Origin of the sequence: Capnocytophaga sp. oral taxon 903, from assembly GCF_013394785.1 — a bacterium.
Lineage (GTDB): Bacteria > Bacteroidota > Bacteroidia > Flavobacteriales > Flavobacteriaceae > Capnocytophaga > Capnocytophaga ochracea.
In genome coordinates this window covers 1,849,779-1,875,085 of the sequence record NZ_JABXYW010000002.1, presented here as the reverse complement: position 1 = coordinate 1,875,085, position 25,307 = coordinate 1,849,779, and the positions used below count along the sequence as shown (strand labels likewise).

General features: G+C 40.3%; 25 protein-coding genes. 19 read left to right on the top strand and 6 right to left on the bottom strand.

Translation table 11 applies throughout. The features are described from left to right. The first annotated feature begins 110 nt into the window (after nucleotides 1-110). Together HW279_RS07790 and HW279_RS07785 are read left to right on the top strand one after the other, a co-directional pair. Entirely contained in the window at nucleotides 111-689 is a 579-nt protein-coding gene (locus tag HW279_RS07790; RefSeq protein ID WP_178958561.1) for a Crp/Fnr family transcriptional regulator, read from the top strand. Between the two features lie 98 nt (nucleotides 690-787). Further along, a complete protein-coding gene (locus tag HW279_RS07785; RefSeq protein WP_178958560.1) occupies nucleotides 788-1,171 on the top strand; it encodes a hypothetical protein in 384 nt (127 codons plus the stop codon). A gap of 31 nt (nucleotides 1,172-1,202) precedes the next feature. Here the strand turns inward: HW279_RS07785 and HW279_RS07780 are convergent, their stop codons facing one another. After that, nucleotides 1,203-2,783: a Na+/H+ antiporter gene (locus HW279_RS07780; protein ID WP_178958559.1), complete on the bottom strand. Its 1,581-nt coding sequence runs from the start codon at nucleotides 2,781-2,783 to the stop codon at nucleotides 1,203-1,205. Nucleotides 2,784-2,882: 99 nt separating this feature from the next. Here HW279_RS07780 and HW279_RS07775 point away from each other — a divergent pair, with 99 nt between their 5' ends. From HW279_RS07775 to HW279_RS07735, 9 genes are all read left to right on the top strand, one after another. After that, on the top strand, nucleotides 2,883-3,515 hold the full coding sequence (locus HW279_RS07775) for an NAD(P)H-binding protein (protein WP_178958558.1): 633 nt from the start codon (nucleotides 2,883-2,885) through the stop codon (nucleotides 3,513-3,515). Between the two features lie 82 nt (nucleotides 3,516-3,597). Then, complete coding sequence (locus tag HW279_RS07770) at nucleotides 3,598-4,416, top strand: alpha/beta hydrolase (protein ID WP_178958557.1); 819 nt, start codon at nucleotides 3,598-3,600, stop codon at nucleotides 4,414-4,416. A 44-nt stretch (nucleotides 4,417-4,460) separates the two neighbouring features. Continuing rightward, the gene (locus HW279_RS07765) at nucleotides 4,461-4,955 is read left to right on the top strand and encodes a 3'-5' exonuclease (RefSeq protein ID WP_009419385.1); all 495 of its coding nucleotides are present in this window, start codon (nucleotides 4,461-4,463) and stop codon (nucleotides 4,953-4,955) included. A gap of 109 nt (nucleotides 4,956-5,064) precedes the next feature. Further along, nucleotides 5,065-5,814 (top strand): helix-turn-helix domain-containing protein, encoded by a 750-nt coding sequence (locus tag HW279_RS07760; RefSeq protein ID WP_178958556.1) that lies wholly within the window; start codon nucleotides 5,065-5,067, stop codon nucleotides 5,812-5,814. A gap of 76 nt (nucleotides 5,815-5,890) precedes the next feature. Then, nucleotides 5,891-6,268, top strand: a complete 378-nt coding sequence (locus HW279_RS07755) for a VOC family protein (protein ID WP_178958555.1) — start codon at nucleotides 5,891-5,893, stop codon at nucleotides 6,266-6,268. Between the two features lie 189 nt (nucleotides 6,269-6,457). Continuing rightward, nucleotides 6,458-7,012, top strand: a complete 555-nt coding sequence (locus HW279_RS07750) for an NAD(P)H-dependent oxidoreductase (protein ID WP_178958554.1) — start codon at nucleotides 6,458-6,460, stop codon at nucleotides 7,010-7,012. Nucleotides 7,013-7,074: 62 nt separating this feature from the next. Further along, a complete protein-coding gene (locus HW279_RS07745) occupies nucleotides 7,075-7,527 on the top strand; it encodes an EVE domain-containing protein (protein WP_178958553.1) in 453 nt (150 codons plus the stop codon). Further along, the gene (locus HW279_RS07740) at nucleotides 7,502-7,951 is read left to right on the top strand and encodes a MarR family winged helix-turn-helix transcriptional regulator (RefSeq protein WP_178958552.1); all 450 of its coding nucleotides are present in this window, start codon (nucleotides 7,502-7,504) and stop codon (nucleotides 7,949-7,951) included. The genes HW279_RS07745 and HW279_RS07740 overlap by 26 nt, the downstream gene beginning before the upstream one ends. Before the next feature lie 113 nt (nucleotides 7,952-8,064). Beyond that, nucleotides 8,065-8,349, top strand: a complete 285-nt coding sequence (locus tag HW279_RS07735; protein ID WP_178958551.1) for a hypothetical protein — start codon at nucleotides 8,065-8,067, stop codon at nucleotides 8,347-8,349. A gap of 77 nt (nucleotides 8,350-8,426) precedes the next feature. On the opposite strand, the gene HW279_RS07730 is transcribed toward HW279_RS07735, so the two are convergent. After that, a complete protein-coding gene (locus HW279_RS07730) occupies nucleotides 8,427-8,771 on the bottom strand; it encodes a hypothetical protein (protein WP_178958550.1) in 345 nt (114 codons plus the stop codon). 68 nt (nucleotides 8,772-8,839) lie between these two features. Beyond that, the gene (locus HW279_RS07725; protein WP_095898835.1) at nucleotides 8,840-9,073 is read right to left on the bottom strand and encodes a phosphohydrolase; all 234 of its coding nucleotides are present in this window, start codon (nucleotides 9,071-9,073) and stop codon (nucleotides 8,840-8,842) included. 130 nt (nucleotides 9,074-9,203) lie between these two features. On the opposite strand from HW279_RS07725, the gene HW279_RS07720 reads away from it, so the two are divergent. The 8 genes from HW279_RS07720 to HW279_RS07690 all read left to right on the top strand — a co-directional run bounded on the left by HW279_RS07720 (nucleotide 9,204) and on the right by HW279_RS07690 (nucleotide 20,285). Then, nucleotides 9,204-9,818, top strand: coding sequence for an endonuclease III domain-containing protein (locus HW279_RS07720; protein ID WP_178958549.1), 615 nt, complete (start codon nucleotides 9,204-9,206; stop codon nucleotides 9,816-9,818). 13 nt (nucleotides 9,819-9,831) lie between these two features. Beyond that, nucleotides 9,832-10,146: a hypothetical protein gene (locus HW279_RS07715; protein ID WP_178958548.1), complete on the top strand. Its 315-nt coding sequence runs from the start codon at nucleotides 9,832-9,834 to the stop codon at nucleotides 10,144-10,146. Between the two features lie 48 nt (nucleotides 10,147-10,194). Next, a complete protein-coding gene (locus HW279_RS11175; RefSeq protein ID WP_255493615.1) occupies nucleotides 10,195-10,323 on the top strand; it encodes a hypothetical protein in 129 nt (42 codons plus the stop codon). A 24-nt stretch (nucleotides 10,324-10,347) separates the two neighbouring features. Further along, nucleotides 10,348-10,722 carry a fluoride efflux transporter CrcB gene (crcB, locus tag HW279_RS07710; protein ID WP_178958547.1) on the top strand — a complete coding sequence of 125 codons (375 nt, stop codon included), beginning with the start codon at nucleotides 10,348-10,350 and terminating at the stop codon, nucleotides 10,720-10,722. A gap of 72 nt (nucleotides 10,723-10,794) precedes the next feature. Further along, nucleotides 10,795-11,409 carry a DUF4230 domain-containing protein gene (locus HW279_RS07705; protein WP_002671253.1) on the top strand — a complete coding sequence of 205 codons (615 nt, stop codon included), beginning with the start codon at nucleotides 10,795-10,797 and terminating at the stop codon, nucleotides 11,407-11,409. 53 nt (nucleotides 11,410-11,462) lie between these two features. Then, on the top strand, nucleotides 11,463-11,960 hold the full coding sequence (gene cdd / locus HW279_RS07700; protein ID WP_410493748.1) for a cytidine deaminase: 498 nt from the start codon (nucleotides 11,463-11,465) through the stop codon (nucleotides 11,958-11,960). A 627-nt stretch (nucleotides 11,961-12,587) separates the two neighbouring features. Then, nucleotides 12,588-19,670 (top strand): cell surface protein SprA, encoded by a 7,083-nt coding sequence (gene sprA, locus HW279_RS07695; RefSeq protein ID WP_178958545.1) that lies wholly within the window; start codon nucleotides 12,588-12,590, stop codon nucleotides 19,668-19,670. Nucleotides 19,671-19,679: 9 nt separating this feature from the next. Then, nucleotides 19,680-20,285 (top strand): IMPACT family protein, encoded by a 606-nt coding sequence (locus HW279_RS07690; protein WP_002671250.1) that lies wholly within the window; start codon nucleotides 19,680-19,682, stop codon nucleotides 20,283-20,285. Nucleotides 20,286-20,566: 281 nt separating this feature from the next. Here the strand turns inward: HW279_RS07690 and tyrS are convergent, their stop codons facing one another. The 3 genes from tyrS to HW279_RS07675 all read right to left on the bottom strand — a co-directional run bounded on the left by tyrS (nucleotide 20,567) and on the right by HW279_RS07675 (nucleotide 25,032). After that, a complete protein-coding gene (gene tyrS, locus HW279_RS07685) occupies nucleotides 20,567-21,862 on the bottom strand; it encodes a tyrosine--tRNA ligase (RefSeq protein ID WP_178958544.1) in 1,296 nt (431 codons plus the stop codon). A 259-nt stretch (nucleotides 21,863-22,121) separates the two neighbouring features. Continuing rightward, nucleotides 22,122-23,948: an ABC transporter ATP-binding protein gene (locus tag HW279_RS07680; RefSeq protein ID WP_111973078.1), complete on the bottom strand. Its 1,827-nt coding sequence runs from the start codon at nucleotides 23,946-23,948 to the stop codon at nucleotides 22,122-22,124. A 1-nt stretch (nucleotide 23,949) separates the two neighbouring features. Then, nucleotides 23,950-25,032, bottom strand: a complete 1,083-nt coding sequence (locus HW279_RS07675; RefSeq protein WP_002671241.1) for an AMP-binding protein — start codon at nucleotides 25,030-25,032, stop codon at nucleotides 23,950-23,952. Between the last annotated feature and the right edge of the window lie 275 nt (nucleotides 25,033-25,307).

The following is a 25,307-nucleotide window of genomic DNA, read 5'->3' as shown; positions in this document are numbered from 1 at the left end:
AATAAGAGTAGCAACTGCTAAGAGTAAAAGACAATTTCTATATGGTAAAATAATAACATCACACACAATTTTGGTATCTTTGCGTCATTTAATTCTATTAATCAATTTTTATGACTTTACAACAATACTTTGCTAAATACATTTTTGGAGAAACCGAGCAAATAGAAGCCCTTTGTGCGCTTTTTAGTGAGCGTACTCTTAAAAAGAAAGAATATCTTTTGCGAGAAGGAGAAACTTGTAAGTTTGAGGCTTTTATCACCAAAGGACTTTTGCGCACTTACCATATCGACCGCAATGGCAATGAGCAAGTGCTTTTCTTTGGCGCTGAAGACTGGTGGGTAACCGATTTTGATAGCTTTATGCACCAAACACCCTCTCGGCTCTATATCCAAGCCTTAGAAGATAGCGAACTACTCATCATCACTCCCGAAGACAAACGCTATGCTTTTGAGCATATCTCTATTACCGAGCGACTTTTTAGACTGATGACCCTCCGCACGCATATTGCTCTACAGCGCCGTATGATTGATGCCCTTAGCAAAACCGCCGAAGAGCGTTACCACGACTTCCTGAGCCAATATCCGCATATAGCTCACCGCCTTACGAACATACAAATAGCAGCTTATCTGGGGGTAACCCACGAGTTTGTAAGCAAGATTAGAAAAAGAATTAGCAAATTTGCTAATTAGCAAATTGCTTACGTGGCTCGCATTTATTGAACTACTTCAATGCAAACACCCTCATCACTGCCGTATCTTTGCAGCGTGAAATTAAACGTTGTAAAAGTATGGCAGTTTTTATATTAATAGTCGGCATTATCCTCTTTAGTGTACTATTTCGCAAACGCGAAGAGCACTGGCTTCCTTTTGGTAAAGACCATATTTTGCGAAAATTCAAGCAAGGCGGTCGTACCTTTATCTATGAACAAGCCTCTTTTGGGTCTTCGCAAGAAACCGTGTATTATCTTTTCCAGTTGGTGTACGAACTCACTAAGCGCAAAGGTTTTTCGCAGTACAAATACGACCTATACGACTTTTCGTATAACATCTTTTGTTATGAAGAAACAACCCTGAAGATATTTCGCTACGAAACCTATATCTATCTTATTCGCTGCACCGAGCCTATAAGTATTGAAGAGTTTGAAAGAATAAACCCGATAATAAGCCGTTAGTAATAGGAAGTATTACTGTGTTTATAATTACTTAAACCTCCCACACTTCCCATTTTTCTTCCTCTAAGTTCAATTGTCGGTGGAAATTGCGTATTTGTTCCTCATCAATACGTGGATTTTTGTTCAGTTGGTGCAATATCTCCCGCTGATGATGCAAAATAGCGATGTATTTCTTTCGCACTTCGGGCGTGGTATTGCACTTTGGCATATCGAGTTGGTATTGCCATATATCTTTTTGATTCTGTAACAAAAAACTATCAGTTATTCCTTCTTTGTAATGCTCTTGCATATAATCCAAAGCCGCTTGTGCTAAGGTTTTGCGTATAAAACTCTCGGCTTCAGCTTCAGGAATATGGTCTTCATAATCAGGGAATTTAGCCCAACGGATAAGTGCTGGCAAGCTAAGCCCTTGCACGAGTAGAGTTACCAATATCACTATAAAAGTAATGTAGAGAATGAGGTTGCGATGCGGGAAAGGCTCGCCATTCTCTAAGGTAAGAGGGATAGAAAGCGCTACGGCAAGTGAAAGCACCCCACGCATCCCCGCCCAGCCCATTACCAAAGGCACCCGAGTACCAGGGTTTCGCCTATCGGCAACGGTGATAAAGCGTTTCATTATTTGAGTTGTTACAAGCGCCCCATAAGATGATAGTAGCCGTACTCCTACCACTACCCCTGTGATGAGCAGTCCATAACTTGTAGCAGTAGTAAGACTCATTCCTTCAGCTTCTATACCTTTCAGCACCTCAGGCAAATCAAGACCTATCAACATAAAAGCCAAACCATTCAGTACAAAACCTAAAATATCCCATACCGCCACCCCTTTGTTGCGTGTGGAGGCAGGAAAAATGCTAGTAAGGTGGAGCGACATATACATACCCCCAGCCACTACTGCCAACACTCCGGACGCCCCTACCTCGTTAGCTACAATATATATTATATAAGGAGCAATAAGGGTAAGGATAATATCCATATTAGCATCAGTGGGAAGAAATCTGTGCAGCTTGCGCATCACCCACGCTACTGCCAAACCTATAAGCGCCCCGCCAATAACTACCCAAAGGAAATTTAGCACCATATCCGTCCACACCAGCTGACCGGTAGTAACCACCAAAGCTGCAAACCTAAATACTATTAGTGAAGAGGCATCGTTGAGCAAACTCTCACTCTCTATGATGGTTGAAATGCGTTTGGGCACCTTTACAAACTTCATAATCGTTGAAGCACTCACCGCATCGGTAGAGCCTATTACTCCCCCCAAAAGAAAACCTAACGCCAATGAAAACCCAGGGAATACCATATTAGCTACCCACGCCACGGCAGCAGCTGTGATAAAAACTACAATAAAGGCAAAACTAAAGATAATGCGTCGCCATTTCCACATCTCTTTTAGCGATAGCGAAAAAACATCAGCATATAAAAGAGGGGGCAAGAAAATGATGAGTACCAAATCGGGGTTGAGTGTAATAGCTGGCATATTAGGGATAAGACTTATCGCTAAACCTCCTAAAACCAAGAGAATAGGGTACGCTACTTTAAGTCGGTTAGCCAGCATAATCAGCAGCATAATAGCCACCATCAAAAGTAATAAGTAAGGGAAGTATTGCACCATAGTTCATTAATTATGAGGCGACAAAAATAGTAAAAAATACTTTTTAATCATAATTGATAAGTATTTTTTTTGTATCTTTGCACTAATAAATTAATTATTATGAAAGGACTTATTATTGGCGCTACGGGCGCTACCGGAAAAGATTTATTAGCTAAGCTGTTAGAAGATGAGGCTTTTAGCGAAATACATAGTTTTGTGCGTAAGCCTATGAGTATCAGTCACCCCAAGCTACACGCTCACGTGGTTGATTTTGATACCCCTGAGGCGTGGTCAGATTTGTTGCACGGCGATGTAGCTTTCTCTTGTTTGGGTACTACCTTAGCCATTGCCGGCAGTAAGGAAGCCCAATGGCGTGTGGATTACGACTATCAGTATGCCTTTGCCCAGCAGTGTAAAGCCAATGGAGTACCTACTTTTGTACTCGTCTCGGCTGCAGGAGCTACAACGCAATCTAAAATGTTCTACAACCGTATGAAAGGACAGTTGGAAGACGCTGTGAAAGCGCTTGGTTTCTCGTGCTTGCTCATTTTCCAACCCTCAGTATTAGTGCGCAAAGGGTCGGATAGAAAAGGAGAGCAATTTGGACTCAAAATGATTGTTCTCCTCAACAAAATAGGACTCTTCAAACGTTACCGCCCTATGTCAACAGCTGTTCTTGCTGAGAGAATGCGTAAAGAAGTTGCTACTGCGAATAAGGGTATATATACTTTTACTCTTGATAAAATCTTTTGATAGAGATCAATAATAAATGACAACTAATTAGTCAATTAGCTAATTTGTTGTATCTTTGTCTCCTAAATTTACAAATAGAAAGATGAAAAGAATACTAATTTCATTATTCCTTATGACATCTATAGTAGTCAATGCTAAAACAGAACCCATAGAAATACAAGGAGCCGTAGGCAAACTCCGAGGGGTGCTTACTACTCCCGACAATTTCAACCAAAAGAAAATCCCCGTGGTGATTATGTTTCACGGTTTTACTGGAAATATCAACGAGAAAATAAACATTACTATAGCCGAAACCCTTGCCAAAGAAGGCATTGCTTCTGTGCGCTTCGACTTCAACGGACACGGGAAAAGCGATGGCGACTTCGAAAAAATGAGCCTCGATAACGAATTAGAAGATGCACGCCGTATTGTTCAGTATGTTGAACAACTGCCTTTTGTGAGTAAAATAGGCATCTATGGCCATTCACAAGGAGGGCTGATCTCAATACTGCTTAGTTCAGAACTCGGCAAGAGTAAAATCAAGGCAGTGGCAATGCTGGCTCCAGCGGTTATCATTCACGATAATATGTTACAAGGGTCTTTTTTTGGCACTACCTTCGACCCCCTAAATGTCCCCGATAAGGTGAGCCTCTTCTCAGGCAAAATTACCGTAGGCAAGGACTATATTCTTTCAGGGCAACGCATAAAGCCTTTTGAAGCCGCTAAACATTACAAAGGAAAGGTAAAAATCATTCACGGAACAGGTGATAGAGCCGTACCTTACTCGTATAGTGAATATCTTCTGTATTTCTACAAAAACGCCGAATTAGTAATCATCCCAAAAGCCGACCACGTTTTCTCTAACCAAGAAGATATCCCCGCCACCGAGGTAAGTCAATGGATGAAAAAACAACTTAAATAACGTGAGTTCAATATAACACTGACTTTACTTGTTACCTGAATAAAATGAACACTTTCGCAGCCTTAGACTTTGAAACCGCTAATCAATACCGCAGTAGCGTATGCAGTATCGGACTTGTTTTTGTAGAAAATAATGAGATTATTGACACTTATTACCAACTGATTAAACCTGCACCAAACTTTTATAGTTATTTCAATACCCAAATACACGGTCTTTCGCAGAAAGACACCGAAAAAGCACCACTTTTTCCTGAAGTATGGACAGACATATTGCCAAAAATAAAAGATTTACCCCTTGTAGCTCATAATAGTACTTTTGATGAAGGCTGTTTGAGGGCTGTATTAGCTTATTATGAACTCCCACAACACACTAATCCTTTCTTTTGCACCTACCGAAAAGCGCGCAAACTCCTCCCTCAGCTTGCTAATCATAAGTTAGACACTGTATCCGCTTATTTTGGGTTTGATTTAAAGCAACATCACCACGCCTTAGCCGATGCCGAGGCTTGTGCACATATCGCTTTAGAACTTTTCAAGTAAGATAGCAAGCAAAAATTTTAGCAAATCTAACAAATTAGCAAATTATTCCTATTTTTGCACTTCATCAATAGCAAACAACGTGTTATCACTTCACCCCTATTATCACCCTATGCAATCGGTTATACCTGCGGAAGAAAAAGAGGTTACCTATACCGAGTTTCTTCCGTGTGAGGCTTTGCGTCCGTTTATCTATTGCTATTGGGAACTGAAATCTCCTCTGCGTAACACACCTTTCTTTTACCGAGTAGTTGCCGATGGTTGTATAGACCTATTTTTTGACTGCAACGCCCCGCAGATGAGTTCCGTTATGGGTTATTGCAATACATACATAGAGTTTCCTATAACGGGGGCTTTCCACTATGTAGGAGTGCGCTTTCTGCCCAGTGCCTTTCCGCTGCTTTTTGGTCAGGATGCTTTTGAAATCAGCGCTCAAGAAATCCCCTTACGCGAGGTAGTACCCTCACTAGCTATTTTTATCACTCAGCAGTTGGAAGCTCCCCTTTCGTTAGCTACCATAGCACAACGCTTGGACAACTATTTTCTCCGTCACCTATCACAACGCTCTTTGCAGATAGACAAGCGCTTTTTCTCGGCACTTTTGCAGATATTACAGAGCAAAGGCACGATGCACATCAGTCAGTTAGATACCGGTATAAGTACCCGACAGTTGCGCCGCCTTTTCGACTACTACATAGGCGATAGTCCTAAGACTTTTAGCAACATTGTGCGTTTTCAGCATATACTAAGCACAAAATCCTACCACAACCATTCCTTTTTAGACACTTATTACGACCAAGCCCACTTTATCAAATCGTTTAAAACATTCTATGGCGATACCCCGAGTAAGGTGTTAGGCTGAAGAATGTCCGTTTTTTACAATCGTATTCCCTGTGCTTGCAGTACTTTTGCCCCCAAATAACAAATACATTATCAGAATGAAATTAAACGCAGGTATTATCACCGAGAAATTAGCCGAGAGCAAGGCTTTCTACACCCAAGTATTGCAATTTGGTGTTACTTTTGAAAACGACTTTTATTTGCTGTTGCACACTCCTAATCACGAAGCAGAAATCAGTTTTTTATTACCTAACCACCCTTCTCAACAGCCTCTCTTCCAAAAACCTTTTACCCAACAGGGCGTATACCTCACCATTGAAGTAGAGAATGTAGACGAGTATTACCACAAGTTAAAAGAGCAGGGCGTACCCATTGCCATAGACTTACGCGAAGAACCTTGGGGCGATCGCCATTTTGCCATTATAGACCCCAACGGCATCGGTATTGATATCGTAACCTATTCCGCACCTGAGTAAGGTATTAACGATAAATAAAAACCTCCCCACTTGTAGAGAAATCTACCGGCGGGGAGTTTTTATATCCCTAACTCATAGTAATACCTACACCTTAAAAAAATATTTATAAAATAATATATAGTAAGTTTGCTTATTATATAAAAACATATTACTTTTGCACCCGAATAAAGAAGTAAATTTAAATTTTATATGAAAATTTTAATTATCAACGGGCATCCTACTATGGAGACGTCTAACGCCAATAAGGCTATTTTAGAAGAAGTAAAACGCTTGCTCCCTGAGGCTGAAGTAAGTAACTTGCAAGCTCTCTACCCTAACTATCAAATTGATGTAACTGCCGAACAAGCTAAACTTGTAAAAGCAGATGTAATTGTATGGCAATTCCCTGTGAATTGGTATTCGCTTCCTGCCTTGCTGAAAAAATGGTTAGACAACGTGTTTTCACACGGCTTTGCTTATGGCGACAACAAGCTGATGGGCAAGAAACTCATCCTTTCTTTTACCACCGGAGCACCTGAAGAGGCTTACCAACACGGTGGCGCACAGAACTATCCGTTTACCGATTTTCTCAATATTCACCGCCAAACTGCCAATCACTGCAAACTGCTATTCCAAGAGCCTGTAATCTCTTATGGAATGAAGTACATTCCAGAGGTAATGCCCAAAGAAGCACTTACAATCTTACAACAAAGAGCCAAAGATCACGCCGCTCGATTGGTTGCGAAAATCAAAGAATTAAACTAATTTTGCAATTGATAAAAATCGCCGTGTGGCAGTGTGTCACACGGTTTTTATTCCATTTATAAATGAAAAACAGACCTATCAAATATTGGATTATCGTGGCGAGCAAAGACCACGTACAAATGGGCGTTGCGGGAGGATTTGCCCAAGCTTGCCACGGCAAGGCACAGCCTTTGAAACGTATGCAGGAGGGAGACGGTATTCTCTATTACTCTTCCAAACGCTATTTTGGAAAGGAAGACAAATGCCAAGCCTTCACAGCTATTGGCAAAGTGAAAGACGAGGAAGTCTATGCCTTTCAGATGAGTGAAAATTTCTGTCCGTTTAGGAGAAATATTATTTTTGTAGACTGCGAAGAAACGCCCATAGCCGACCTTATCGAGCTATTGGACTTTATCCCTAACAAAAAGGCGTGGGGATATCCTTTTCGCTTTGGTATTTTGGAAATATCCGAGAACGATTTTAAACTTATAGCCTCTAAAATGTTACACAATGACCTCTCAGCACTCAATTTTTAGTTTAAGAGCCGAAGAAAGCTCAGGGCTTTTACTTTGGCAGGTAAGTATGTTATGGCAACGCGGAATCAAAAAAGTGTTGCAACCTTTCGACCTCACACATCCCCAATTTGTACTCTTGGCGAGTGCTCAGTGGTTTGCCCAACAAGGAAAGGAAATCACGCAAGTATCTTTGGCAAATTTCACCAAGATAGACCCAATGACCATCTCGCAAGTGGTGCGTACTTTGCAGAGCAAAGACCTCATTACAAGGGAAGAACACAAGACCGACACCCGCGCCAAAGTAGTTGCTATCACCGCTCAAGGTGCCGAACTCATCGCGCAAGCTGTCGCTAAGGTCGAGGCTTTCGACGATGAATTTTTCAGTATTTTGGCAACCGAACAGCCCTCGTTCAACGCTCAACTGCACAAACTTTTGACAAATTAGCGGAATCGTTTTGCCCTCATTGCTAGAAAACCTTACTTATGAGGAAGGTTTTATCAATTATCAATTGTTTTGTACCTTTGTAGTCTCAAAAACTATTTATACTATTTTCTATTATGCCATTGGATATTGTTATTTTTAAGCAAGGAAAGGAGAAAGAATATGTGTCAATTGATGAAAAACTACATCAATTGATGTTTTCTCAGGACGCTATAAAACAAGGTAGATGCAGAGAGCTCTATAAAATCAAGGATTATTACCTTACAGATATTATTTTTATGGGGAAAACACTTACAAACTTTGTTGAAGACCTTAAAACGCTTTCACTTCCTGAACTTTTTCCTATAATAAAACTATTAGAGCAAGCAGAAATAGAGAAAATACGTATAAGTGGAGATTAAGCTAATAGTAACCTATTCATTAGAAATGTAAAATTAAACCTCCCTGCTTGTTACAAGTGGGGAGGTTTTTTTATTTGTTACTTCTCTAATTTGCTAATTTCCTCAATGCGTTTGTTGAGTTTTTTCAATTTCTTTTTGATTTGTTTTTCTTGGCGTTTGGCACCTCGTTCGAGAGTCTTAGCAAACTTTTTTTGCTTTTTGCTGATATGCCTATTAAAAGCAAACGCTACATCCGCGTATTTGCCTGTTAAAGAATTTTTTGCATTTTCTTTGTCTTCGAGGACTTTAGCAAGTTTTGCTTCCAATCTTTCTTTTTCGGCTTGTAGCTCGGCAAGGGTTGAGGGTTGCTCTTGAGACTGTGCTGTGGCAATACCTCCTAAAAATAGCGTGAATAACGCTGCTATCAAAAATCTTTTCTTCATCTTTTTGTGTACTTTTTTTAAAGGGTGCAAAGATAGTGATAATTTCATAATTGACAATTACTGATATTCTACTCTTCAATTTCCTCAAAATACCTATCCAAATGGCATCCTATTTCCATATCTTCATCGGAAGTATTTCGTAATACCATAAAGTGACAATTTTTCTCGGCATTAACGAATACAAAATTGTGTTCGCCGAAGTACGCTTGGTATCCCTCATCTACTAACGACCAAACTTCACCCGCTTTAAAGCTGAAAATATCATTTTTTACCCGATAGCTCTTTCCTACTTGCAATTCCATAATATGTTTTTTTTAGGTACAAAGATAATAATAATTTGCTAATTATCAATTGCCAATTGTCAATTGTTTTGTACTTTTGCCTCATCACAAATCAGCAAATCGACAAATCGGTAAATCGGCAAATTATTTTATGCCTCAAAAAATCAAAGTTTTTAATAAATTATTAGCCCATTACGGCAAGCAACATTGGTGGAATGACCCCAATCGCATTACCGACTGGATTTCGATGATTCTCATTCAGCAAACCACCCAACAGAATACCGAAAAAGCCCTTGCTAACTTAGAGGGTAACTTATCAGTAGAGGCTTTACACGCTATGGAACTGAACACTTTGCAGGAATATATACGTCCGGCAGGCTTCTACAAGCAGAAAAGCACTTACATCAAAGCCCTTATAGAATGGTATGTGTCGCACGGGGCTTCTTTAACAGTGTTTGAAAACGCTACTACTGAGGAGCTTCGCAAGGAACTGCTCTCTATCAAAGGTGTAGGCGAAGAAACTGCCGATGCAATGTTGTTGTACATTTTTGAGCGAAAAGTGTTCATAGCCGACCAGTACGCTATACGACTTTTGAACCGCCTGAATCTCTCTTCTGCACAAACCTATAAAGCTCTCCGCGAAGAGTGTATGCCCTTAGTGGCTAAAATTCCCTTAGAAACCTGCCAAGAATGGCACGCTGTGATTGATGTACACGGCAAGGCTTACCGCAAAGGTTTTACTGATGAACAATGGCTGATAGAGTAATAAATAAAAAATTATGAGCAAAATATGGAAAAATATCATTGCCCAAACACAAGAAGAAGTAAAGGCAACTTTTCAAGAACTATACGCTTCTGTAGATTTCGGAGCTTATATAGCCCCGAAAGATTACTTTGTGTCTTACATCTTTAAAACAGAGGAAGAACTGAGCAAAGCAAAGGAAACAGGCTTACTGCAAAAGATAAACAACTATCACCAAAAACTATTGCGTGAGCAACAATACCCTGAGGAAGGTATAAAGGACTGTACTTTTGCCTCTCAGGAAGATTGCGACAAAGAGTGGAACGGAAATTGGTATTATTATTACAAGTAAACAAACAACATCACAGCGAACTATCAAGAGAAGATAAAAATAAAACAAGTGGAAAATATAAAGTTCTCCGAAGAGCTAGTGGACAGAGAAGATTTCTTCTTTGTAGGCTATTGCGAAGCCCTCGAAACTCATTTAATGACGGTTTTTGTGAGTTGGGCAGGCGATAAACAAATCTAACAGTATTAACAAATAATTGTAAGTATGATAAAATCAGTTTTAATAGTAGGGCTTGGGAGCTTTATGGGCGGAGTTTTTCGTTATGTGCTTTCAGTAGGATTGAGCAGATGGGGTAAAATATTGTCCTTCCCCATAAGTATTTTTATGGTAAATATATTGGGGTGTTTCTTGATAGGAATACTCTACGGTTATTTCAAGAATAAAGAAGTAGATAGCTATTTAGTTTTATTACTAATGACAGGCATTTTGGGAGGCTTCACCACGTTTTCTACTTTTTCATTGGAAGTACTGCAATTATTTCAGCAAAATGAACTACTAAAAGCTACTTTTTATATAGTAGGAAGCGTAGGATTAGGAATTTTGGCGTGCTTTTTGGGATACATTATAGGCAATAGATAAAAGGTAATAGATTAAGCTAGCAATAGCTGGTATTTAAATAAGAAGTTTATACATTAAGAGATATATACGACAATGAAGAAATTTTTGTTAGGAGTAGCTGTGGCTGTAGTAGCCTTGCTATTAATAAAGTATTTTACTGATAAGAAAGAAGACAAAGAGAGATTGGAGGCTGATACGGCTCTGATACAAACGCAAATAGCCAACGTAAGCAAGTTGGTTGTTACTGAAGGACATTTTGCAGAAGTACTCTCGTATACCGATACTCAAAAGTACTTTATGGATTTGCTTTCGTTTGATAAGAAAATCCTCACAGTAGTAAATGCTGATGTAACAGTAGCTTACGACCTGCACAAAATCAGCTATGAGGTAAACGAAGAGCAAAAGAAAGTCATCATTAAATCGCTACCAGAGGCAGAGGTAAAGATATACCCAACGATGAAATATTACGACGTGAGCCAGAGTCAGGTGAACCCTTTTACTCCTACCGATGTAGAGAAGATACAGAAGAAGGTAAAAGCCGAGTTGGAACGCAAAGTGAATGCTTCAACCCTAAGGAGCAATGCCGAAAATCGATTACTTACCGAACTTTCTAATCTTATTTTTGCTACCCGAGCTGTGGGCTGGACGTTAGAGTACCAAAATACGCCTATTGAGAGTAGAGAAGATTTTAAAATGCTGAAACCATAACAAAAGTGTATTAGTTTTGATTATTTTCTGTATATTTGCCCCATAAATCAAATATTGAATATTCACTTATGAAAACGGAAAAACAATTAAATATTAAATATAGCATTTTTGAGGGGGTTACTGACCTGCCAAAAAAAGCACAAGAACTAATGCAACAAGCGATTATGGCTAGAGAAAATGCTTATGCTCCTTACTCCAAATTTAAAGTAGGAGCGGCGGTTCGTCTTAAAAACGGACAGATTTTCATAGGTTCTAATCAGGAGAATGCTGCTTATCCGTCGGGGTTATGTGCTGAAAGAGTGGCTATTTATCAGGCTTCTACCCAATGTCCTGATGAAGAAATAGAGATGATTGCTATTTCGGGCACTGCCGAAGACCCTACTTGTTACCCTGTTTCTCCGTGTGGAGCGTGTAGGCAATCACTTTCAGAATACGAGACTAAGCAGAAAAAGCTAATACCTGTTTATTTTATGGGAGCAAAAGGGAATATCATCAGAACAGCTTCTATCAAAGATTTACTACCTTTCCTTTTTGACGGTAGTTTGATGTAAAAGTGCGAGCCACAAGGGCAGGTGAGAGTTAATAGATAAACGTAAAAAAGAAATATAAAGAGTAACTGCTATAAGGCAATGGTATGAAAAACCATTGCCTTATTTTTTGCAAAAGAGAGGGATTTACAAAAGTACATTATCGGAGTATTTCGGATACACACGGAAGATATCGAAGATAGGGTTATGGTATAGTTAGCTTATAGAAAGCTTATAGGAAGCTTATACGAATCTTGGACGATTGGTATAGAAAGGGTATATAAGCAGTTAATAATGAGAGGGTAAGAGTAGATATTAAAAAGTTAAAAAATGTTAATTAAGCGAAGAGTAAAGAGGGGAAAAACGAAAGTGAAGAGCGAGTTGGGAGGAGGAAGGTGATTTCAACTGGGGTGGTTATCCGTTTGAAAGGCGAAGGTAGGATAATGATAAGATAGGGTGAAGGTGAAGTATATTTAAAAAAATAATTTACACATTTGGTGTAGAAAAAAAGTGATATCCTTTGCTAATTATACTTTATTTTATATTTTTGCACCAAATTACATTATCTCATAATGTACCTATCTGCCAAAAAAGAGGTTATAACGTTATAGCAATAATTTGGTTTATAGGTGTTTAATTATTTCTTATAAGATGTCAGTAAAGCAACGTTTAACCTTATTTCTACTACTTTTAGCAGGATTCAGTGTTCAAGCACAAGTAACCCCTACGACCCAAACCGCTACGAGTACTCAAACTGAGACGACTGTGCGGAATGGCATTGGGCGTATAGGGTTAGAGCAACCTAAAAGCATTGTGTATCAGTACACCTATAACCCGACGCTCGACCGCTATGTATACACTGAGAAATTAGGGAATTACGACCTTTCTACCCCTATGTTTCTCACAGTGCAACAATATGAAAACTTGGTTTTGCGTGAGCGTATGAAGGAATACTACCGAACTAAATTGGACGCCATAGGCGATACCCAAAGCAATACTGCCGATAAGAAAAAAACGCAACGCGACCTCTTGCCCGAATTATACGTAAATTCTGACTTTTTTGAAAGCGTGTTCGGGGGGCGCAATATAGAACTGGTTCCGCAGGGAAGTGTAGGGGTAGATTTAGGTGTACGCTATACGCGCAACGACAACCCCGTAGTGAGTCCGCGTTACCGCAGTTCGTGGGGCTTAGATTTTGAACAGCGCATCAGCTTAGGGCTTACCGGTAAGATAGGTACACGCCTAACGCTTAACGCTCAGTACGACACACAAGCCTCTTTTGATTTCCAAAATGTATTTAAATTAGAATATACCCCTGATGAAGACGATATCGTACAAAAAATAGAATTGGGTAATATCTCAATGCCGATGTCTAACTCACTCATCACAGGTTCGCAGAGCCTTTTCGGGGTGAAGACAGAACTTAAATTTGGGCGTACTACTATCACGGGTGTTTTCTCTGAACAGAAATCGGAGCGAAAGACCGTAAGTGCCCAAGGCAGTGGTACTATTACAGAGTTTGAATTTTCGGCTCTTGACTACGATGAAAACCGCAACTACTTCCTCGCACAATTCTTCCGTGATAACTACGACCGCGCTTTAGAAAACTACCCATTTATCAATAGTAAAGTGCAAATTACCCGTTTGGAGGTGTGGGTAACCAACCGCAATAGCCGTATGGGGAATATCCGCAATATCTTGGCTGTACAAGACTTAGGTGAACCCAAAATGGAGAATACACGTTTGGGAAATAAAGCAGGAGCCAGTTTCTTTAATGCTACTACCAATAATATGCCTGCCAATGGGGCTAACAAATACGACCCTACACGTTTGGGCACGCCAAATTCGGTACTTACCAGCGCTATTCGCGATGTGGCTACGGTACAACAAGGTTTTGGTACGAACAGCTCCTACGTGAGTCAGGGTTACGACTACGCCGTTATAGAGAACGCTCGTAAACTTGAAGAGGGAGTGGACTATAAAGTAGATACCAAACTCGGTTATATATCGCTGAACACAGCCCTTAGTAGCGATGAGGTATTGGCGGTGGCTTATCAATATACCTACGGTAGCCAAGTGTATCAAGTGGGTGAGTTTGCCAACGACGGTATCTCGGCAACTACCAATCAGTTCTACGGAGGTGGTAACAATGCAATTACCAACAACCTTTTGGTGTTGAAGATGCTTAAAAGTAACCGCCTAAATGTGAAAGACCCTATTTGGGATTTGATGATGAAGAACGTGTATTCAGTAGGTTCAGCACAGCTTTCACCAGAAGATTTCCGTATGAATATCTTCTACTCCAACCCCTCCCCTATTAACTATATCGAAAAAGTAAACAATAACGGTTGGCCCACAGGATTGGAAGACCGCATTTTGTTAAATCTCTTCAACTTCGACCGCCTCAACAAATACAACGACCCTCAGCCAGGTGGTGACGGGTTCTTTGATTTTGTTCCGGGCATTACCGTAGACGAACAATACGGAAAAATATTCTTTACCAAAGTAGAGCCTTTTGGTGAATACCTCTACAACACCTTAGGTGGTGGTGCAAATTACGACGACCCTGCAACTTATAATGACAACCAACGAAAATACGTTTATACTTCATTATACAAAAATACGAAAACCCAAGCCCAGATGGACGGTGATAAGAATAAGTTCCAAATGAAAGGACGCTATAAGTCATCGGGAAGAAGAGGGATTTCGTTAGGGGCTTTCAATGTGCCTCGTGGTTCAGTAACCGTGATTGCAGGTGGGCGTATACTGGTAGAAGGGTTAGACTATTTAGTAGACTATCAATCAGGAATTGTGGAGATTATCAATCCGAGTCTTGAAGCCAGCAACTTGCCTATACAGGTTTCAGTAGAGAACAACCTGATTTTTGGTGGACAAACCACTCGCTTTATGGGCGTGAATGTGGAACACAAATTCAACGATAAATTTATCATCGGGGGTTCTATCGTGAACCTACGCGAACGACCTTATACCCAAAAGACCAGCTACGGACAAGAAGCCGTAAACAATACTATCTTCGGTTTTGGAGGAACCTACTCTACTGAGCTACCTTTCCTTACTCGCTGGGTAAACCGCATTCCTACTATTAAGAGCGATGCGCCGTCGAATCTATCTATACGAGGTGAATTTGCTTACCTAAGAGCCGGCACCCCTAAGGCAGATGATTTTGACGGGGAAACTACCGTGTACTTAGACGACTTTGAGGCAGCGCAAGCCACTATTGATATGCGTTCGCCTCTTGCGTGGAAATTGGCGAGCACACCTTTGGAATTTGGACAAGGCAGTGGTACAGCTTCGCGCACCCTATACGGTAATGGGCCTGATGACCCCGATAACCTACGCAATGGTTATGGGCGTGCTAAACTGTCGTGGTATACCATAGACCCTGTGTTCTATTCAAACCAAAAGCCTTCGGAGATAAGCAGTAGCGAAATCTCTAAGAATAGTACGCGTCGCATTTTTATAGAAGAAATCTTCCCACAACAGCAATTAGCCCAAGGACAATCGTTAGTACAAACTACCTTAGACTTAGCTTATTACCCTAATGTAAAAGGGCCTTATAACAACGACCCAAGTTTTGCTTCACGTACCCAAAACGACAAATGGGCAGGGATTATGCGCGGTATGAGCTATTCGGATTTTCAAGAAAGTAACATAGAGTTCTTGCAGTTCTGGGTAATGGATCCTTATTATTCAGGTGAATACAGTGGTAATGGAGAATTGGTTTTCAACTTAGGAAATATATCAGAAGACGTGCTTAAAGACGGTAGAAAACAATACGAAAACGGCTTACCAGGACTTTCTTCTACTTCAAGTATTAATACCTCGTCTTGGGGTAAAGTACCTGCGGCACAATCACTGATCTATGCTTTTGATGACAACTCATCTAACCGTGCCTTGCAAGATATAGGATTAGATGGACTCAACGACGCCGAAGAATCGAGAATATACAACAATAACGTAGCTACCTCACCTAACGACCCTGCGATGGATAACTACGAATACTTTTTGGCGCGTAGTGGTGGTATCTTAAACCGTTATTACAACTACAATGGTACGCAAGGAAACTCGCCTGTGGCAGTGACTAATACGAACAGAGGTTCGACCACAATTCCTGATTATGAAGATATCAACGGTGATTATACGATGAACACCGCCAACAACTACCTTGAATACAGAGTGCGTATTAAACCTAATATCACCACTGCTGACCCTTATGTGAATGATATTCGCGTGGTATCGGTAGAAGCACCTAACGGACAACAAGTAAGTGCCCGCTGGATACAGTTTAAAATACCGATTGCCAGCGGTGAGATGTGGCGAGAAGGGTTCCAATACCCATTGAACAACAACGACAAGATGGATATCATCAACTCGATGACCCATATGCGTATGTACCTTACAGGCTTCCCTCAAGAAATGCTATTACGCTTTGGTACACTTGACCTTATTCGCGGTGATTGGCGTTATTACAACTATACCCTCAGCACTGATAAGGACGACCCAAGTGATGACGGCACCAAAGTAGAAATCAATTCAGTAAATTTAATTGAGAACGAAACCCGTCAGCCTATCCCTTACCGTATGCCACCAGGGGTACGCCGTGAGCGTATTAATACCAACAATACCTTGGTAGAACAAAACGAGCAGGCTTTATCTTACATAGTGGATAACCTTGAAAACAACGATAGTAGGGCGGTATACAAGGCAATGCGCTTTGACTTGCGACAATACAAGTATATCAAGATGTTTGTACACGCTGAAGCCTATAAGAACAAACCGCTGAGCGATAATCAGGCAGTGGCTTTCTTGCGGGTAGGTACTGACTTTAACGACAACTATTATCAAGTGGAAGTACCCTTACAGGTAACGCCTGCGGGTGCTTCGACAGAGCAACTGATATGGCCGCAAAACAACCAATTGGTTATCCCAATGGACGTGCTCACCAAGTTAAAAGCTATAAGCATACGCAACCAAACAATGAGTGATGCGGTATACTACGATGCAAACTTCAATGTAGTACCTGAGAGTGCGCCACACGTAGCGGGACAAAACCGTTATGTAATCAAAGGGAATCCATCGCTCGGTAGTGTAAGAGCCGTAATGATAGGGGTGAAAAACGTATCGGGCAGTAATGGACTGAGTGGGGAATATTGGTTCAACGAATTGCGTGTAGCCGAATTGGAAAACCACGGCGGTTGGGCAGCCGTAGGCTCTCTTGATGCGAATGCCTCTGAACTAATGAACATCTCGGCTACAGGACGTATGCATACCGTAGGTTTTGGAGCGGTAGACCAAGCTCCTAATCAGCGCGCCTTAGAAAGTACCCGCGAATACGATGTAATGATGAACATCAATGCGGGAAAACTGCTCCCTCCTAAGTGGAATATGCAAATACCAGTAGGTTTGAATCACTCGCAGAAACTCTCGACCCCAGAGTACGACCCCGTATATCAAGACATCAAATTAGAAGACCGATTGGACGTAGCACAAAACGCACGCGAGCGAGAAATTATTAAAGAACAAGCGGAAGATTATACACTAAGACGCGGTATTAACCTCATCGGGGTGAAGAAAAACTTAGGCGAAGGACAGAAAAACCGTATTTACAACATAGAGAACTTTACTTTTAACTACGCTTACAACGAGAAGAACCACCGCGATTACGAGTTGCGTTACGAAGATGAACAACAAGTGCGCGCAGGCTTTATGTACAACTATACTTTCAAACCTACTGCCGTAGAGCCTTTCAAGAAAAGTAGTAAGTTTGCTAATAAGCGCTATTGGCAATGGTTAGCAGATGTAAACTTGAACATTCTGCCTACCAGCATTATGTTCACTACTGATATCAATCGTTCTTTTACCAAGCAATTGTTCCGCGATGTACATTTTGATGGTGTGAATGCAAATCAGCAAAAAGCACTCCCTGAGCTACAACAGCGCAATTACCAGATGAATCACCAATACGCTATCAACTACAATTTGACTAAATCATTGCGATTGAACTTCAACGCTACTAATAACAGTATCATTCGCAACTACTATGTGTACGATGGCAATGGCGATATATCAGGCATTAATAAAGAAGTATCACTTTGGTCAGATTTCTGGGATTTAGGAACTCCAGACCACTTCTTCTCGAAGTTCCAAGTGAACTACGATTTGCCTTTTAGTAAGTTTCCTTTCTTTGAATTTATGAAAGCTAACTATACTTATTCTGGTGATTTCGATTATCAGCGCGGTTCACAAACTCTCTTACAATTGGCACGCCAAGAAGTAAACACCTTGCAAAACGGCAATACGCATAACTTTACAGCAAACCTTACTTTCGACCAGCTGTATCGTTACTTAGGCGTAAAAGCTACTCCAAGAGGAGAAAAAGCCAGTGTAGCTAAAACTTTCTTGACAATGCTCAAAACAGTAGGAGTGAACTACTCAGTTACCAATGCTCGCACCATACCAGGATATACGCAACAAGTAGGCTTCTTAGGCACCTTTAAACCATCGGCAGGCTTTATGTTTGGCGACCAAACTGACTTGCGTTACGAGATGGCAAAACGCGGTTACCTTACTGAGTTTCCTGATTTCAACGACCAATACATCAAATCACAAGAAAGACAACTATTGCTTACGGCTAATTTGCAACCTGTTCCTGATTTGCAAATCAATTTAAAGGCTAATCGTCAGTATACCGAGAACTATACTGAAACCTTTGAAGTGCGGAACTTTGTTTATAATCCATTAGTAGGTAACCAAGTAGGTAGCTTCAATATCTCTACCAACTTGATAGCTACTACCTTTAATAAGATTGATGAATACAAGTCGGAAGCCTTTGAACGTTTCAAAGAAAACCGACTTACCGTAGCACGTCGTTTGGCTGAGGCGCGCGGTTTGAATCCAGGTAGCGTAGATGCAGAAGGTTACCCTATAGGTTATAGCAAAAAGAGCCAAGCAGTGATGATACCTGCTTTCTTTGCAGCCTATTCAGGAAGTAGCGCCAGTGGCGTATCGCTTGACGCTTTCAAGAATATTCCTATCCCTGAATGGAATATACGCTATACCGGACTAATGCGCGTAGAGTTTATCAAGAATACTTTCCGTCGTTTCTCATTGGCACACGGTTATCGTGCTAGCTACTCGCTTAGTGAGTTTCGCACTAACTTAGAATATGAACCGGCTAACCCTAATAAAACGAACGTAGCAGGTGATTTTCTCAATGAGAAACTCTATTCTACTGTTACGCTCGCTGAGCAATTCAATCCGCTTATTAGGGCAGATATGGAATTCAAAAACTCTATGAGCTTCTTGGCAGAATTCAACCGAGACCGTACTATTTCTATCAGTTTAGATAATGATTACCTAACTGAGATTCTCAAACGCGAATACAAATTCGGGGTAGGATACCGATTTAAAGATTTGCGCTTTGTTACCCGAGTAAATGGTAATCTTACTACCTTGAAGAGCGATTTGGTACTGAAAGGCACTCTTTCCTACCTCAATGAGTTTACGGTAATACGCAATATGGAAATATTCAACAACCAAGTAACGGCAGGACAAACCTCGTGGTTGGGTAACCTCACTGCCGAATATGCTCTTACTCGTAACCTTTTGGCATCGTATTATTTCCAATACAATTTCTCTAAATCGGCTATCTCAACTGCCTTCCCAATGACGACTATTCGCACAGGACTTTCAGTGAAATATACCTTTCAATAATTAGCTGATTTGGATACCTACAAAACCATAGCAACCTCGGTAGAAGAGGTGATTTTTAAGGAGAAAAGCAGTAAGTTTTTAGGCTATGCTTTCCCGATTACTTCTGAAGAGGAGATAAAGGTGCATCTCGAAGCTGTGAAGAAAGCACATTTCTCGGCACGGCATTGGTGTTATGCGTGGCAGTTGGGATATGGCACTACCCAGCGTTATCGCACTAACGACGACGGTGAACCTAACAATACAGCAGGGATTCCTATTTATGGGCAAATACAGTCATTTGAGCTTACTAACGTACTGGTGGTAGTAGTGCGTTATTTCGGAGGGATTAAATTAGGGGTAGGCGGATTGGTGCAGGCTTACAAAACTACTGCTCAACTCACCTTGCAAGAAGTAGAAATTGTAGAAAAGCTCATTACCGAGGAACTTATCATCAGTTTTGAATATCCACTGATGAACAAAGTAATGCGGGTAGTAAAAGAGCAGAACCTCACCATCACTCATCAACTGCTCACCGAAAACTGCGTGCTACATTTAGCCGTACGACAAAGTGATTTTATAAAAGTAAAAGAGATTTTTAGTAATCTCTTTGGGGTACATATAATAGAAGAAGATTAGGGTGTTTCTTTTCTTGGGTGCTTACTTTCATTGATTGTCTATTTGTATCTATTTTTAAAAAATGCAACCGAAAGCTTTTTACTACTGCCTTTTGTTGTTGGTATACCAAAAAGGCACATCGTTTAGCACAGTCATATCTACTGTTTTACAAGCGATAAGTAAGAAGCATAAAATAAAGAGTAAGAGGAGTTTCATCGTTAAGAGCTAGAAGTTAAAAACTTTGCCAAAGTTTTTCTGTCTGCACGGCTAGTACCTTTGGCAAAGTTGAATATTATAGAGAGCTACACTTTCTTCACTATAAAGTAGTTTTTCTTTCCACGTTGTAATAAGATAAATTTCTCATCTACAAGGTCTTTTTCCCCTATTTGATAGTCTTCACCTACTTTCTCTTTATTTACGGAAATAGAGTTCTCTTTCAAGGCACGACGTGCTTCGGAGTTAGAACTAATGAAGCCCGTTTTTGCTGAAAGAATGGCAATCATATCAAGTCCACCAGTAATATCGGCGGCACTTACTTCGGCTTGAGGTACGCCGTCAAACACTTCTAAGAAAGTTTTCTCGTCTAAAGTACGCAAATCGGCAGAAGTAGAGTTACCAAAGAGGATTTGTGATGCTTTTTTAGCTTTCTCAAGCTCTTCGCGTCCGTGTACTAATAGGGTGAGTTCTTCTGCCAATTTGTTTTGCAATACACGCAAGTGAGGTGCCTCGGTGTGCTGTGCGATGAGACTATTGATTTCCTCTTTGCTGAGCATTGTAAAGATTTTAATATAGCGTTCGGCATCGGCATCGGAAGTATTAATCCAATATTGGAAGAACTTGTAAGGTGAAGTTTTCTCAGGGTCGAGCCATACGTTACCTCCTTCACTCTTACCGAATTTAGTACCATCGGCTTTAGTAATCAGCGGACAAGTAAGGGCATACGCCTTCCCTCCTGCTATACGGCGAATGAGCTCAGTACCTGTGGTAATGTTTCCCCATTGGTCAGAGCCACCCATTTGCAAGGTGAGGTTTTTCTCACGATAGAGATGCAAAAAGTCATAACCTTGCAAGAGTTGGTATGAGAACTCAGTAAACGACATCCCATCAGTATTTTCATTAGGGTCGAAGCGTTTTTTTACTGAATCCTTAGCCATCATATAATTTACGGTGATGTGTTTACCGATATCGCGAATGAATGAAAGGAATGAGAACTCTTTCATCCAATCGTAGTTATTCACGAGTTCAGCACGATTAGGTGCAGTGCTTTCAAAATCAAGAAACTTTGCCAATTGTTTTTTGATACCTGCTATATTGTGTGCTAATACTTCTTCGGTGAGCAAATTGCGTTCTACCGATTTACCTGAAGGGTCACCTATCATACCTGTTGCACCTCCTACGAGTGCATAAGGTTTATGACCGCAATTTTGGAAATGGCGCAACATCATCACGCTCACTAAGTTCCCGATATGTAACGAATCGGCTGTAGGGTCAAACCCCACATAAGCGGCGCGTAATCCTTCCATAAGGTGTTGTTCCGTTTCAGGCATTATATCCTGAATCATACCACGCCAACGCAATTCTTCTATAAAATTCTTCATTAGTTTTTGTTCGTTTATAATTTATAATTTGGGCAAAGGTACGAAAAAAGTAAAAACACTCTTCTCTTCTTGCTAAAGTTCTAAATATGTAAGTATAAATATCTGTTTGTAGTTGTTTTATTATCCGCCTTTTCTTCGGTTTAGGTTCGTTCATTGTTCGTTCATTGTTCGTTCATTGTTCGTCTTTTGTTCGTCTTTTGTTCGTCTTTTGTTCGTCTTTTGTTTATCTGACCGTGCGACTCGCACCTATACCCTAAGCTTATTGCTCAAACGATTGCATTTCCACTAACTTTTTATACATACCGTTCTTTTGTATCAGTTCAGTATGGGTACCCTGCTCTACTATTTGCCCTTTTTGCATTACTACTATTTGGTCAGCATTTTGGATTGTTGAAAGGCGGTGTGCAATCACTACCGAAGTGCGGTTCTTCATCATATTTTCTAAGGCATTCTGTACCAAACGTTCGCTTTCAGTATCAAGTGCCGAAGTTGCCTCATCGAGTACCATTATAGGTGGGTTTTTCAGTACTGCACGAGCAATACTAAGGCGTTGTTTTTGCCCGCCACTCAGTTTACTACCTGCATCGCCTATGTTGGTATCGAAACCCTTGGGAAGGTCTTTTATAAATTCATAAGCATTGGCTATTTTAGCCGCTGTCACTAGTTCTTCATCAGTAGCATCGGGCTTTCCTATCAGCAGATTGTTCTTTACCGTATCATTAAAAAGAATAGAATCTTGTGACACCACCCCTATGAGCTTTCGCAAGGAGGCAGTTTGCATATCTTTTACATTCACCCCATCGATAAGTACCTCTCCGTGATTTACATCGTAAAAACGAGTGATAAGATTAGCAATAGTACTCTTGCCACTCCCCGATTGTCCTACTAAGGCAATTGTCTTTCCTTTAGGTATTTCCAAAGAAAAATGACTGAGTACGGGCAGTTCAGCATACGCAAAAGTAATATCTTTCAGAGCTACAGCAGTGGTAAAATCAGAAATTACAACAGGATTTTCACACTCTTTAATAGGATTCTCGTAATCAAGAATTTCCAAAATACGTTCGGCTGCTGCATTCCCTTTTCGCATATCGTATGATGCCTTACTGATAGCCTTTGCGGGAGTGAGAATATTGTACGCCAATCCCATAAAGGCAATGAATTGAGTGCCCTCTAATGTTTTATCTACCAAAACTAACGAGCCTCCAAACCACAGCAAAATAGCAATCATCAGGATACCGAGAAACTCACTCATTGGCGACCCTAAGTTCTGACGGTTCATTACCTTATTGCTCAATCGGTTAAAAGTATTGCTAGATTCCTTAAATTTCTTAGAGAAAATACCCTCAGCATTAAATGCCTTTATAATGCGCAATCCTCCTATAGTCTCTTCTATGAGCGAAAGAAATCGCCCTTGTTCTTGTTGTAAAGCTATTGAATTCTTTTTTAGTGATTTGCCTATCCTCGAAATTACTGCTGCTGCAATAGGAATAAATACAAAGGTAAATACTGTGAGTTTCACGCTAATACCTAGCATCACCAAAATAGAAAAGAGAATAGTAAGAGGTTCTCTCACAAAAGCCTCCAATCCCGAGAGCAATGAGTATTGTACTTCGTTTACATCACCTACCATACGCGACATAATATCGCCTTTGCGTTGTTCTGAGAAAAATGCTATCGGTTGGCTTACAACTTTTTTGTAAAGTGCATCACGCAAATCGCGTAATACACCATTGCGAAGGTAAGTGATGAAAAAAGAAGCTAAATAGCTAAACATATTCTTCAGCAAGAAGAGTGAAATTACCAAAGCAATCACTATTCCAAGAGCCCAAATAGTATTTTCTCCCGCAAGAATTCCTACTTTGTAGTTTAAGTAGGCTTTACCATAACTCCCTAAATCCAACAAATTACCCGAATATACAGGAGCTTCAGCTACTGTTTGCGCTTTGCCAAAAAGTACATCAAGCATCGGGATAAGTGCCACAAACGAAAGTGCACTAAAGAGTGAATAAAGAATATTGAAAAATATGTTCAGTATTGCCTGTTTCTTATAAGGCAATATATAAGGGATAAATCTCTTGAGTTTCATCTTATTTCTTGTATTTCTTAACCGTTTCGTCCCTTCTTAGCTTTTGATTATCGGTATACACAAACTTAGGAACGAAATAGATTTGGCGAGGCACTTCGTATTTCAGTATATCTTTATCCATATAAATATCGTGTGCCAAAGTAGGGTAATCCTTCTCCTCACCCTGTACGTAAAGCACTGCTCGTTGTCCTAATTCATCATCAGGTTCTTTAGTAATAAAGTAATCACCTTTGATGTACTTCTTAATCTTGTGCTCTACACTTTCTGGAAAGACTTTAAAGCCTCCCGAATTGATAATATTGTCAAAACGCCCTAACCACTCAAATTCACTATGCGATATGAGATTTACAATATCATTAGTAATCACAGGGTGGTCAGCAATCAAAGGTGCATTTATTACCAAACAATTGCGGTCGTCTTGGGTAAACGTAACATTAGGCATTGCTTTATAGGTAGTTTCGTGCTCCATCGTGTGATTTACCCTGCGCATCGCAATATGCGAAATAGTTTCAGTCATTCCGTAAGACGAATACACTTCTGTGGGAATATTCTGCAATTTAGCCTCTAATTCTCCATCAATAGAAGCTCCTCCTAATATTACCTTCTTCACACGAGGTAAATCAGTAAGAGATTTCGCCGCTTGCAAAGGTATCATTGCACAAAAATCATAATCCTTACTGGTAAGCGATAAAGGCATAGACGAAGGGCGAATAATATCAAGGTGTAAACCTAAAATAATGGCGCGAATAAGCATCATCTTACCTGCAATAAAGTCAGCTGGCAAACACAACAAAGCACGATTCTTAGGTGAAAGATTAAGGTATTCACCCGTAGCCAAAGCCGAATTAACCATACCTTGTTTCTTAAGGTGAATTTGCTTAGGAATGCCAGTAGAACCAGAGGTTGTCGCTTCTATATAATCCCTGTCGTCAAGCCAATCCAAAAGAAACCTCCCCACCGATTTGCGGTAAGGCAAACCATCTTTCACGTAGGCTACCGCCAAGATAATAAGTCGTTCTCTATCTATAGGAAATCCATTGATTCTAAAATCTTTATGTACAAATTTGTAGTCTATTTCGTTCATCTTAAATGTAATATTGTTTTAATAGCAGTGGCAAAGCTACAATAATTAAACGAAATGAGCAAAATTAAATGTAAAATCTTATATTTTCATTGCTACAATTCACCCTCATTGGGGTTGTCGGCAATTACCAAACCATCGCTCTATTCTCATTTTACCTTTCCATTACTTTCGCCTCGAAACCCCGTTTTTAGCATTTTTAGTCTTGCTGTATTACAGTATGAATCAATTACTTATATACCCTTTCTATACCAATCGTCCAAGATTCGTATAAGCTT